The sequence below is a fragment of the Bradyrhizobium sp. Mp27 genome, from assembly GCF_029953005.1.
Lineage (GTDB): Bacteria > Pseudomonadota > Alphaproteobacteria > Rhizobiales > Xanthobacteraceae > Bradyrhizobium > Bradyrhizobium barranii.
This window is the reverse complement of the sequence record NZ_JASAUS010000045.1, coordinates 15,278-27,799: the sequence shown is the minus strand read 5'-3', so window position 1 is coordinate 27,799 and position 12,522 is coordinate 15,278. Positions and strand designations below refer to the sequence as shown.

Annotated in this window: 7 protein-coding genes; 3 read left to right on the top strand and 4 right to left on the bottom strand. The window is 65.5% G+C overall.

Translation table 11 applies throughout. The annotated features are described in order from the left end of the window. The first annotated feature begins 84 nt into the window (after positions 1-84). The gene (locus QJT78_RS22770; protein ID WP_212490633.1) at positions 85-1,827 is read left to right on the top strand and encodes an outer membrane beta-barrel protein; all 1,743 of its coding nucleotides are present in this window, start codon (positions 85-87) and stop codon (positions 1,825-1,827) included. A gap of 208 nt (positions 1,828-2,035) precedes the next feature. Here the strand turns inward: QJT78_RS22770 and QJT78_RS22765 are convergent, their stop codons facing one another. Further along, positions 2,036-3,487 (bottom strand): glutamate synthase subunit beta, encoded by a 1,452-nt coding sequence (locus tag QJT78_RS22765; protein WP_028148097.1) that lies wholly within the window; start codon positions 3,485-3,487, stop codon positions 2,036-2,038. 164 nt (positions 3,488-3,651) lie between these two features. Then, positions 3,652-8,385, bottom strand: a complete 4,734-nt coding sequence (gene gltB / locus QJT78_RS22760; RefSeq protein WP_028148096.1) for a glutamate synthase large subunit — start codon at positions 8,383-8,385, stop codon at positions 3,652-3,654. A gap of 491 nt (positions 8,386-8,876) precedes the next feature. Here gltB and QJT78_RS22755 point away from each other — a divergent pair, with 491 nt between their 5' ends. Beyond that, positions 8,877-9,650, top strand: a complete 774-nt coding sequence (locus QJT78_RS22755) for a hypothetical protein (protein WP_028148095.1) — start codon at positions 8,877-8,879, stop codon at positions 9,648-9,650. Positions 9,651-9,896: 246 nt separating this feature from the next. Here QJT78_RS22755 and QJT78_RS22750 read toward each other — a convergent pair whose 3' ends face one another. Beyond that, positions 9,897-10,667: an alpha/beta hydrolase gene (locus QJT78_RS22750; protein ID WP_028148094.1), complete on the bottom strand. Its 771-nt coding sequence runs from the start codon at positions 10,665-10,667 to the stop codon at positions 9,897-9,899. Between the two features lie 154 nt (positions 10,668-10,821). Further along, entirely contained in the window at positions 10,822-11,283 is a 462-nt protein-coding gene (locus QJT78_RS22745; RefSeq protein WP_028148093.1) for an Hsp20 family protein, read from the bottom strand. Positions 11,284-11,490: 207 nt separating this feature from the next. Here QJT78_RS22745 and QJT78_RS22740 point away from each other — a divergent pair, with 207 nt between their 5' ends. Then, the gene (locus QJT78_RS22740) at positions 11,491-12,438 is read left to right on the top strand and encodes an alpha/beta hydrolase (protein WP_028148092.1); all 948 of its coding nucleotides are present in this window, start codon (positions 11,491-11,493) and stop codon (positions 12,436-12,438) included. Positions 12,439-12,522 lie beyond the last annotated feature (84 nt).

The following is a 12,522-nucleotide window of genomic DNA, read 5'->3' as shown; positions in this document are numbered from 1 at the left end:
TTGTTTTAACTCCATTAACGATGGTTCCCGCCAACCGGTGGAGGTCATCATGGAAGTCTTTGATTTCGTTGGAGTTCTTACATCGTGGGGGCGCCTCCAGGCACGAGCCGGAGCAAACGCGGGCATTTCCTGCGCGCGGCTTTGCCGTGCCTTGCGCTGACCGCCCTGCAAAGCGCGCCGGCGGCCGCCCAGAGCCTCACGCCCGACCTGTTCAATCCCAACCGCGGCGGCTTCGTCGCGCCCGACACGCTGCCGACGCGCCGCACGGCGGGCGTGCCGCAGGCGCCGTTGGATGCGCTCCCGGCGCTGCCCGATCCCAATGCCGATCCGCGCAAGCGCCAGCAGGCGCCGGCGACCTCGCGCGTCGGCCAGGTCCCGACTTACGGCCTGCCGGCCGCCAACGGCGCCAGCGGCTCCGGCTACGACTCGCTCAACCGCAAGCGGCAGCAGCCCAAGCTCTATCCCGGGCAGCCGAAGCCGAAGCGCCCGGTCGGACCCGGCTCGCCGGTGCCGCCGGCAACGCCGGACCGGACGCTCGGGCCGCCGCGCATCGCGCCGCCGCCGTCCGAGACTGCACACAAGGTGCCGGTGCCGCCGGCGTTGGCCGGTAACGTGCCGGGCCAGCCGCTGCGCCGTCGCCTCAAGCTCGATGACGACGCGTTCGGCGCGGTCGGCGACTACGCCGGCAGCTTCCTGATCAAGGGCGGGCTCGAGCTCTCCGCCGGCTACGACACCAATCCGGCGCGCCTGAACAAGCCGGTCGGCTCGCCGGCCTTTGTCGTCGCGCCCGATCTTCTCGTGATGTCCGACTGGGAGCGCCACGCGCTGGTCGCCGATCTGCGCGGCTCGTTCTCCGGCTACACCAACAACATGCCGGCGACGATCGACGGCTTCGCCTCGCCGTCGCCGGTCGAGATCGACCGCCCCGATTTCACCGGCCATGTCGACGGCCGCCTCGACGTCGACCGCGATTTCAAGCTGACCTCGCAGCTCCGCCTGCGGCTCGCCACCGACAATCCCGGCAGCCCGAACGTGCAGGCCGGCCTGCAGAAATATCCGGTCTACGCCGCCTACGGCACCACTCTCGGCTTCGACCAGACTTTTAATCGCTTCCAGGTCGCAGCCGGCGCCACGGTGGATCGCACCGCCTACACCGATTCCAAGCTCACCGATGGCTCGACCTTCAGCAATGGCGATCGCGACTTCAACCAGTATGGCGGCATCGGCCGCTTCTCCTACGACCTGAAGCCGGGCCTGAAACCGTTCGTCGAGATCGAGGGCGACACCCGCGTGCACGACCAGGCCGCCGACCGCAACGGCTACTTCCGCGATTCGAACGGCGGCTACGCCAAAGTTGGCTCGTCGTTCGAATTCTCGCGCATCCTCATCGGCGAGATCTCGGTCGGCTATACCGCGCGCAACTATGTCGACCCGCACCTCAGCCAGCTCGCGGGCTTCCTCACCGCGGGCTCGCTGATCTGGAATGCGAGCGGCCTGACCACGGTGAAATTCGCCACCGACACGCAGATCGCGGAGTCCACGGTCCCCGGCTCCTCCGGCGTGCTGGTGCACACCTACGGGATCGAGGTCGATCACGACTTCCGCCGCTGGCTCACCGCCGTCGGCAAGTTCACCTACGGCACCTACGACTACCAGAACCAGAATCGCAACGACCAAACCTACTCGCTCGAAGGCAATCTGATCTACAAGCTCAACCGCAACATCTGGATCAAGGGCACGCTGCGCCACGACATCCTGAACTCGAACCAGCCGGGTTCGAGCTCGCAAGGGACGGTGATGTTGGTGGGGGTGAGGTTGCAGAATTAGCGGGCATGGCGGAGCGCGTTTGAGCGTATGCGCATGCGGCTGAGTTGGCTCCGTTCTCGCCACCTACTCTGCTGTCATGCCCCGGCTTGACCGGGGCATCCAGTACGCCGCGGCTTATCCGTATACGTTTGACGTCTCTGGAATACTGGATCGCCCGGTCAAGCCGGGCGATGACATCGTTTGCTGATTTGTCGGCCGAGCAAAAAACTCAGCGCGGCAGATCCGTCTTCCCCATCAGGAACGTGTCGATCGACCGCGCACACAGCCGGCCCTCGCGGATCGCCCACACCACCAGTGACTGGCCACGGCGCATGTCGCCGGCGGTGAACACGTTCGGGCGCGAGGTCTGGTAGTCCAGCGTGTTGGCCTTGACGTTGCCGCGCGGGTCGAGGTCGACTGAGAGCAGCTTCAAGAGGCCCTCGTGCACGGGATGCACGAAGCCCATCGCGAGCAGGACGAGCTCGGCGTCGAGCTCGAACTCGGTGCCGGCAATCGGCTTGAACTTGTCGTCGACGCGCACGCAGTGCAGCTTCTTGACCTTGCCGTTCTCGCCGGAAAACTTCTGTGTCAGCACCGCGTATTCGCGGATCGCGCCTTCGGCCTGGCTGGAGGAGGTGCGCATCTTGAGCGGCCAGTTCGGCCAGGTCAGGCCCTTGTTCTCGCGCTCGGGCGGGGCGGCCATGATCTCGAGCTGGGTCACCGAGAGCGCGCCCTGGCGCAGCGAGGTGCCGATGCAGTCAGAGCCGGTGTCGCCGCCGCCGATGACGACGACGTGCTTGCCGCCGGCCAGGATCTCCTGGACGCCGCCGAGCGGCTCCTCGGAGACGCGGCGGTTCTGCTGCGGCAGGAAGTCCATGGCGTAGTGGATGCCCTGAAGGTCGCGGCCGGGGATCGGCAGGTCGCGCGGGGCTTCCGCGCCGCCGGTCAGCGCGACCGCGTCGTACTCGTTGAGCATCTCGCGCGGGTCGACATTGCCCTCGGCGCCGACATGGCTGTTGTAGTGGAAGGTGACGCCTTCGCCTTCCATCTGCTTGACGCGGCGGTCGATGACGCCCTTCTCCATCTTGAAGTCGGGGATGCCGTAGCGCAGCAGGCCGCCGGCCTTGGCGAACTTCTCGAACAGATGCACATCGTGGCCGGCGCGCGCGAGCTGCTGTGCGCAGGCCATCCCGGCCGGACCGGAGCCGATCACGGCGACCTTCTTGCCCGTCTTGACGGTCGCCACTTCCGGCTTCAGCCAGCCATTGTCCCAGGCGCGGTCGACGATCGCGCATTCGATGGTCTTGATGGTGACGGGGTTGTCGTCGATGTTGAGCGTGCAGGACGCTTCGCACGGCGCCGGGCAGATGCGCCCCGTGAACTCCGGAAAATTGTTGGTCGAGTGCAGGTTGCGCGAGGCCTCTTCCCAATTGCCCTGATAGACGAGGTCGTTGAAGTCGGGGATCTGGTTGTTGACCGGGCAGCCGGGCGTGCCGGGCGCGACCGAGCCGGTGCCGTGGCAATAGGGAATGCCGCAATTCATGCAGCGCGCGGCCTGGTCGCGCGTTTCCTTCTCGGTCAAGGGAACGACGAACTCGTTGTAATGCTTCACGCGCTCGGCGACCGGGGTGTACTTGCGGTCATGCCGTTCGATTTCGAGAAAACCCGTGATCTTGCCCATTAAACCCGAAGTCCCTGCCGCTTAAATTCGTCTTCTCTCTAGCCAGACCCTCATCCCGAGGAGCGGCGCACTTCGCGCCGCGTCTCGAAGGATGAAAGGCCCCGCTGGTGACCTCATGGTTCGAGACGCAGCTATCGCGCTCCTCACCATGAGGGCTTATTGGCCTACGCGCCGATCGCGATTTTCGGCTCGGCGTCCGCGTTGGCGGCCATTTCGCGCAGCGCGCGCCGGTATTCGACCGGCATCACCTTGCGGAATTTGGGCAGCCAGTCCTTCCAGTTGGCAAGGATGTCGGCGGCGCGCTTGGAGCCGGTCGCTTTCGCATGGCGCGAGATCAGGACGTGCAGGCGCTCGACATCGGAGTCGAGCAGGTTCTTGAACACGTCGACCCGGCCGTGCGCCTCGAGGTCACCCGAGTGGTTATAGGTGCCGGCGTTGATCAGCTCTTCCGACAGCACCGGCTCGAGCTCGACCATCGACATGTTGCAAAGCTTGTCGAAGTCGCCGCTCTCGTCGAGCACGTAGGCGATGCCGCCGGACATGCCGGCCGCGAAGTTGCGCCCGGTCTTGCCGAGCACGACCACGATGCCGCCGGTCATGTATTCACAGCAATGATCGCCGGCGCCTTCGACGACCGCCACCGCACCCGAGTTGCGCACGGCGAAACGCTCGCCGGCGACGCCGCGGAAGTAGCACTCGCCCTGGATGGCGCCATACATCACCGTGTTGCCGACGATGATGCTCTCTTCCGGCACGATGCCGCTGTTGGCGGGGGGCTTGACGATGATCTTGCCGCCCGAGAGGCCCTTGCCGACATAGTCGTTGGCTTCGCCTTCGAGTTCGAAGGTGACGCCTTGCGCCAGCCACGCGCCGAACGCCTGGCCGGCGGTGCCCTTGAGGCCGACATGGATCGTGTCGTGCGGCAGGCCGGCATGACCGTAGATCTTGGCGACCGCGCCCGACAGCATCGCGCCCGCGGAGCGGTTGGTGCTGTTGATCCTGGCCTCGATCTTCACCGGCGCGCCGCGGTCGAGCGCAGGCGTCGCCTTCTCGATCAACGTGCGGTCGAGCACCGCTTCCAGATGATGGTTCTGGCGCTCGGAGTGATAGATCTTCTGGCCTTTCTCTTCCTTCTGTTTGACGAACAGCTTCGAGAAATCGAGGCCCTTGGCCTTCCAGTGCGCGACCAGCCTGGTCTGATCAAGCAGCTGAACCTGGCCGATCATCTCGTTGAAGGTGCGGAAGCCGAGCGATGCCATGATCTCGCGGACTTCCTCGGCGACGAAGAAGAAGTAGTTGATCACGTGCTCGGGCTGGCCGGTGAAGCGCTTGCGCAGGACGGGGTCCTGGGTCGCGACGCCGACCGGGCAGGTGTTGAGATGGCACTTGCGCATCATGATGCAGCCGGCCGCGATCAGCGGCGCGGTGGCGAAGCCGAACTCGTCGGCACCGAGCAGCGCGCCGATCACGACGTCACGGCCGGTGCGGAAGCCGCCGTCGACCTGGACCACGATGCGGCTGCGCAGCCGCTCGCGCACCAGGGTCTGGTGGGTTTCGGCAAGGCCGATTTCCCACGGCGAGCCGGCGTGCTTGATCGAGGTCAGCGGCGAAGCGCCGGTGCCGCCCTCGAAGCCCGCGATGGTGACATGGTCGGCGCGCGCCTTGGCAACGCCGGCGGCGACCGTGCCGACGCCGATCTCGGAGACGAGCTTGACCGAGACGTCGCCCGTCGGATTGACGTTCTTGAGATCGTAGATGAGCTGCGCCAGATCCTCGATCGAATAGATGTCGTGGTGCGGGGGCGGCGAGATCAGGCCGACGCCCGGCGTCGAGTGACGAACCTTGGCGATGGTCGCGTCGACCTTGTGGCCGGGCAGCTGGCCGCCTTCGCCGGGCTTGGCACCCTGCGCCATTTTGATCTGCATCATGTCGGAGTTGACGAGATACTCCGTGGTGACGCCGAAGCGGCCCGAGGCGACCTGCTTGATCGCCGAGCGCATGGAATCGCCGTTCGGCATCGGCTTGAAGCGGTCGGCTTCCTCGCCGCCTTCGCCGGTGTTCGACTTGCCGCCGATCCGGTTCATGGCGATCGCGAGCGTGGTGTGCGCCTCGCGCGAGATCGAGCCGAAGCTCATCGCACCGGTGGCGAAGCGCTTGACGATGTCCTTGGCCGGCTCGACCTGGTCGATCGGGATCGGCTTGCGCTTCTCCTCGTCCGCGTTCTTGATCCGGAACAGGCCGCGCAGCGTCAACAGCCGCTCCGACTGCTCGTTCAGGATCTTGGCGAAGGCGCGGTAGCGCTCCAGCGAATTGCCGCGGGCGGCGTGCTGCAGCAGCCCGACCGACTCCGCGGTCCAGGCATGGTCTTCGCCGCGGCTGCGATAGGCATATTCGCCGCCGACATCGAGCGCGGTCTTGTAGACCTGCGCCTCGCCGAACGCGTCGGCATGACGGCGCACCGCTTCTTCCGCGATCTCGGCAAGGCCGACGCCCTCGACGCGGGTATGCGTGCCGGCGAAGAACTTGGAGACGAAGTCGGCCTTGAGGCCGACCGCATCGAAGATCTGCGCGCCGCAATAGGACTGGTAGGTCGAGATGCCCATCTTGGACATCACCTTGAGTAGGCCCTTGCCGATCGACTTGATGTAGCGTTTGACGATCTCGTAATCGTCGAGCGAGCCGGGCAGGCGGTCCTTCATCGCGACGATGGTTTCGAACGCGAGATAGGGATTGATCGCTTCGGCACCGTAGCCGGCCAGGCAGGCGAAGTGATGCACTTCGCGCGGCTCGCCGGATTCGACGACGAGACCGACCGACGTGCGCAGTCCGACGCGGATCAGATGATGATGCACGGCGGCGCAGGCCAGCAGTGCCGGGATCGGCACCCGATCGGTGCCGACCATGCGGTCGGACAGGATGATGATGTTGACGCCCTCGCGGACGGCGGCTTCCGCGCGCGCGCAAAGCTCGTCGAGCACCTGGTCCATGCCGGCAGCACCAAGACCGGCGTGGAAGGTGGTGTCGAGCGTGCGCGACTTAAAGTGCGACTCGGCCACATCGGAGATCGAGCGGATCTTTTCGAGATCCGCATCGGTCAGGATCGGCTGGCGCGCTTCGAGACGCTTGGTGGTGGCGAGGCCCTGCAGGTCGAACAGGTTCGGCCGCGGTCCGATGATGGAGACGAGGCTCATCACCAGCTCCTCGCGGATCGGGTCGATCGGCGGGTTGGTGACCTGCGCGAAGTTCTGCTTGAAGTAGGTGAACAGCGGCTTGGCCTTGTCCGACAGCGCCGAGATCGGCGTGTCGTTGCCCATCGAGCCCGCGGCTTCCTCGCCGGTGGAGGCCATCGGCGTCATCAGGATGGAGATGTCTTCCTGGCTGTAGCCGAACGCCTGCTGGCGATCGAGCAGCGACAGGTTGGAGCGCACGCCGGTGGTCGGCACCTTCGGCAGCTCTTCCAGCACGATCTGGGTCCGCTCCAGCCACTCCTTGTAGGGATGGCTTCGGGCGAGCTCGGCCTTGATCTCGTCGTCCGGAATCAGGCGGCCCTGCTCGAGGTCGACCAGCAGCATCTTGCCGGGCTGCAAGCGCCACTTGGTGATGATCTGGTCCTCGGGGATCGTCAGCACGCCCATCTCGGACGCCATCACGATGCGGTCGTCCTTGGTCACGAGATAGCGCGCCGGCCGCAATCCGTTGCGGTCGAGCGTGGCGCCGATCTGGCGGCCGTCGGTGAAGGCGATCGCGGCGGGGCCGTCCCACGGCTCCATCAGCGCGGCATGATATTCGTAGAAGGCGCGGCGCTTCTCATCCATCAGGGGATTGCCGGCCCACGCCTCCGGAATCATCATCATGACGGCGTGCGGCAGCGAGTAGCCGCCCTGCACCAGGAATTCGAGCGCGTTGTCGAAGCAGGCGGTGTCCGACTGGCCTTCATAAGAGATGGGCCAGAGCCGGTTGATGTCCTTGCCGTAGAGCTCGGAGCTGACCGAAGCCTGCCGCGCCGCCATCCAGTTGGTGTTGCCGCGCAGCGTGTTGATCTCGCCGTTGTGCGCGATCATGCGGTAGGGATGCGCCAGCGACCACGCCGGGAAGGTGTTGGTCGAGAAGCGCTGATGCACCAGCGCGAGCGCGCTCTCGAAGTCCGCCTCGTGCAGATCGGGATAGTACTTGCCGAGCTGGTCGGCGAGGAACATGCCCTTGTAGATCACGGTGCGGCACGACATCGAGCAGGGGTAATAGCCCGCAAGGCCGCGGTCGCGGCGCTGGTAGATCGCCTGCGAGATCGACTTGCGCAGGATGTAGAGCCGGCGCTCGAAATCGTCCTCGGTCTTGGCGGTGCCGTTGCGGCCGATGAACACCTGGATGCAGGCGGGCTCGGTCGGCTTCACGGTGACGCCGAGCGAGGAATTGTCGGTCGGCACGTCGCGCCAGCCGAGCAGGGTCAGGCCCTCTTCCTTGATCTGGTCGGCGATGATGCTCTTGATGACGTTGCGCCAGGCGGTGTCGCGCGGCATGAACAGCGCGCCGATGGCGTATTCGCCCGGAGCCGGCAATGCGAAGCCGAGCTCCTTGGCCTTGCGGCTGAAGAAGGCGTGCGGGATCTGCACCAGGATGCCGGCGCCGTCACCGGCGCGCGGATCGGCGCCGACGGCGCCGCGATGCTCGAGGTTGCAGAGGATGCTGAGCGCGTCCGCGACGATCTCGTGGGACTTCTTGCCCTTGATGTTGGCGATGAAGCCGACGCCGCAGGAATCCTTCTCCAGGCTCGGATCGTACAGACCTACGGCCGGCGGGCGCGAATTGTGTTCCTGAATCGGATCAGTCGTTTTCGAGGCGACCGTCGCCGACAGTTCTTCTGCCACGATGTTTGCGCGCTCGAATTGCGACCCGTTCATTGTTCCAATCCTCTCCATGCGGCAAGCTGCCTCACCGCTATCTTCGGCGCACCTTGGGCGTTCCGCGGCACCCGCCTCTGGGTCACCGCTCGTCCGCAGCGAGCCGCATTTTCTTAAATTCAGGCCAAGGCGTTCTTCGTCCCCGAGAACGGCTTTGCCTGTTGCCTTCCTGGCGCTCGAAAGCACCGACTTTCGTTGCAATCCGTATGCCGGAACTGCAAGCAAAATTGAGACAGTCTTCCTGTCCTAACCATCACCTTGCCAAATTTTTGTCTATCACACAAGCGCGCGGAAGTCCCGATTCCCAGAGTGTCAATCAGCGGTTTCCGCATGGCACGCGGCCCCGGTTTTGAAGCAAACGCGCCCTGATCCGGCCCTGCCGACGCCGAAATCCCGAATGAAGCTTCGGATTAGCCCTTCGAAAGGTGCGCCACGCCACAAGAAGCGAAAGAGCGCGAGGCATTCGGGGGCCTGACAGGAGCGTGTCGACCATGAAGTTTTTCACAGGATGTGTGGCCGCTGCCACGCTGGCGCTGGTGGCAACGGCCGCCGAGGCACAAGTTCCAGCCAACGGCGCTGCGCGGGGCGCCTATATCGCGGTCTCGGATTTCGACGGACCCTATGGGCCGCCGGAAGCCGCGCCACCACCGCCGCCGCGTTACGGCTACGGCTATGGCTATGAGGAGCGCGGCCCGGCGCCGGCGCTGTTGCCGTCGATCGAGGTCTACGCGGTGCTGCGCGACAACGGCTTCTCGCCGCTCGGCATCCCGCGCCTGCGCGGCAGCGTCTACACCATCGCGGTGATCGACCGCCGCGGCGACGACGGCCGGCTGGTGATCGATGCCCGTGACGGGCGAATTCTGCGCTTCATGCCGGCCGCCGACGCCTTCGGCATGGCGCCCAGCGATGAAGTGCCGATGGTTGCACCTTACCGTCCGCAAAGCGCGCTGCCGCCGCCGACCATGGTCCGCAGCGGTCCGCCGCGTCCGCCGGCCTCGATCCCGCATGTCGCCAGCCGTACCGTGCCGCTGCCGAAGGCTGCCCCGCGCCGCGGCGAGGCGCCTGTCGCCGCCGCCAAGCCGGCCGCGCCAGCTGCGCAGCAGGCAGAAGCGCCGCAGGCGCAGCCCGCACAACAGACCGCTGCGGTGCAGGCAAAGCCCACTGAAGCCGCACCTCAAACCGCCGCGCCAACCGTCGGTCAGGCCAAGCCGGCCCCGACGATCATGCCGACCCAGGAGATGCCGGCGGCACAGGGGCTGGACTAGCGCGTTGCTGATTTGACGCGACGGTGCGGGTTACAGATTCGGTGTCGTCCCTGCGAACGCAGGGACCCATACCGCGTGATCTATCGACGGGGATGAGGTGCGAGTCCCGAACGACGAGTCTTCGCCAAACTTCTCCCTGGGGGGTTATGGGTCCCTGCGTTCGCAGGGACGACATCGGGGAGAGGCCTGAGCAAAACAAAAGCGCCCGAAGACCTCGGGCGCTTTTTCATTGCGGCGATCGCTTGCTCAGCTGCGCGGATACCCCGCGGCTTCCAGGATCAGATTGGCCACGTCCTTCGGATGCGACACCAGCGAGAGGTGGCCGGCATCGAGCTCGATCGTGGTCGCGTTCATGCGCTTGGCGAGGAAGCGTTCGAAATCGGGATTGATGGTACCGTCGTTCTTCGACACCGCGTACCAGCTCGGCTTCATGTGCCATGCAGCTTCCGTGGTGCGGCCGGCGAAGATCGAGGCGGCCGTCGGCCATTGCACGGCGTACAGCTCCCTCGCCTGCTCCGGCTTCACGCCATTGGCAAAATACTTCAGGAAGGCGTCTTCCGAGAGCTTTGTGTAGCCGTCGCGCTCGACGATGCCGGCGCGGGCCGGGCCTGCCGGAAACTGCTTCGACAGTGCGACGAAGTCTTCGTTCGCATCGGGCGCGCGCGCGGCGACGTAGACGAGGCCGGTGACCTTCGGGTCGTTGCCGACCTGGCTGATCACGGTGCCGCCCCAGGAATGCGCGACCAGCACGGTCGGACCATCCTGTTCGGCCAGCGCACGCTTGGTCGCCTCGACGGAGTCCGCAAGCGACGACAGCGGATTTTGCACGGCAGTGACGTGCAGGCCCGCGGCCTGGAGGATCGGGATCACCTCCGACCAGCTCGATCCGTCGGCCCAGGCGCCGTGCACCAGCACGACGTTCTTGGCTTTCACCGTCTGCGGCGTCTGCGCGTGGGCAAGGCTGATGGGCGCCGCCAGCAGGCTCGCGGCGACGAAAAGGCTGCGCCAAAGTGACATGATCGTGCTCCGTATTGTTTTTACTGCGATGTCCAAAGGACGGAGCGCGTGGTCGCGGCGTTACGTGTCCTCACCGTTCTGTGATGCGATGCAAAACGAAAAAACGCCCCGGGGCACCGGGGCGTTTTCGCAACTTGGCGGTTGCCGCCGTGCTTTAGGCGGCCACCGAGCTCTCGATCACCTGCGCCTTCGGCGCGGCCGCGTTGATGGCGATCTGGCGCGGCTTCTTGGCTTCGGGAATCTCGCGCACGAGGTCGACGTGAAGCAGCCCGTTCTCGAGCGAGGCGTCCTTCACCTGCACGAAGTCGGCAAGCTGGAAGGCGCGCTCGAAGGCACGCGCGGCGATGCCGCGGTAGAGCACTTCGGACTTCGAGTTCTCGTTGGCGACTTTCTCGCCCTTGATCGTCAGCGTGTTTTCCTTCGCGACGATGGAGAGCTCGTCCTTGGCAAAGCCCGAGACCGCAACCGTGATACGGTAGGCGTTCTCGCCGGTACGCTCGATGTTGTAGGGGGGATAACCGGGGCTGCCGTCCGAACCGGCCTGGTCGAGCAGGCTGAAGAGGCGGTCGAAGCCGACGGTGGAACGGTAAAACGGAGTCAGGTCGTAGCTACGCATGGTCTAGTCCTCCATTGAGCGACTGTTGGTAACCCGCCCGCCAATCGGGCCGGGCTTTGGTCTGTGTGCAGCCTGATGTTCCGGTTCCGAAACACTGGTAGCGGCCTGCACCATGGTGATATGGGTTCAGGGGAACGGCGTTCAAGAGGGCGGCAAGTTGCGCCTTTTCGGCGCTCCAGCCCCTTGATTTGCAGCATTTCTCGCCCAATGACGCTGATCTCGATTCCGTCCAATCCCGTTCCCGAAGACGTCGTCAGCGGCACCATCAAGACACCCGATGGCGCCGAGCTGCGCTTTGCGCGCTGGGCGCCGCCGGCGAACCGCAAGGGCACGGTCTGCGTCTTCACCGGACGCAGCGAGCAGATCGAGAAATATTTCGAGACCGTGCGCGACCTGCGCGACCGCGGCTTCGCGGTGGCGATGATCGACTGGCGCGGGCAGGGCCACTCCTCGCGCCGCCTGCGCGATCCGCGCAAGGGCTATGTGCGCGACTTCTCCGATTTCGAGATCGACGTCGAGACCTTCGTGCAGCAGGTGGTGCTGCCGGATTGCCCGCCGCCCTTCTTCGCGCTGGCCCATTCCATGGGCGGCACGGTGATGCTGCGGGTAGCGCATGCCGGCAAGCGCTGGTTCGACCGCATGGTGCTGTCGGCGCCGATGATCGACCTGCCCGGCCGCGCCACCTCGTTTCCGGCGCGGGCGCTGCTGAAGACGATGCGCCTGATGGGGATGGGCGGTCGCTATGTCCCCGGCGGCAGCGACCACATCACCGGGCTCAATCCCTTCATTAACAATCCGCTGACCAGCGATCCCGTGCGCTATGCGCGCAATGCCGCGATCCTGGAGGAGGATCCGACGCTCGGGCTCGCGTCACCGACGGTCGCCTGGGCCGATACCGCCTTCCACGCCATGAACACCTTCAAGGGCAAGAACTACCCGTCCCAAATCCGCCAGCCGATCCTGATGCTGGCGGCCTCCAGCGACACCGTGGTCTCGACCGCGGCGATCGAGGAGTTCGCCTATCATTTGCGGGCCGGCTCCCATCTCGTGATCGCCGGTGCCAAGCACGAGATCCTCCAGGAGCAGGACCGCTACCGCTCCCAGTTCTGGGCCGCCTTCGACGCCTTCGTGCCGGGCACGCCGCTGTTCAAGTGAAGTGACGGAAACTTCCTGAGGACGGCTGATCGTTCCACAATCTCCGTCATGCCCGGGCTTGTCCCGGGCATCCACGCCTTGCTG

Excerpts from the sequence above, each read along its gene's own strand:
- QJT78_RS22740 (WP_028148092.1), top strand. The coding sequence starts at position 11,491 with ATGACGCTGATCTCGATTCCGTCCAATCCCGTTCCCGAAGACGTCGTC.
- QJT78_RS22745 (WP_028148093.1), bottom strand. The coding sequence starts at position 11,283 with ATGCGTAGCTACGACCTGACTCCGTTTTACCGTTCCACCGTCGGCTTC.
- QJT78_RS22765 (WP_028148097.1), bottom strand. The coding sequence starts at position 3,487 with ATGGGCAAGATCACGGGTTTTCTCGAAATCGAACGGCATGACCGCAAG.
- QJT78_RS22755 (WP_028148095.1), top strand. The coding sequence starts at position 8,877 with ATGAAGTTTTTCACAGGATGTGTGGCCGCTGCCACGCTGGCGCTGGTG.
- QJT78_RS22750 (WP_028148094.1), bottom strand. The coding sequence starts at position 10,667 with ATGTCACTTTGGCGCAGCCTTTTCGTCGCCGCGAGCCTGCTGGCGGCG.
- gltB (WP_028148096.1), bottom strand. The coding sequence starts at position 8,385 with ATGAACGGGTCGCAATTCGAGCGCGCAAACATCGTGGCAGAAGAACTG.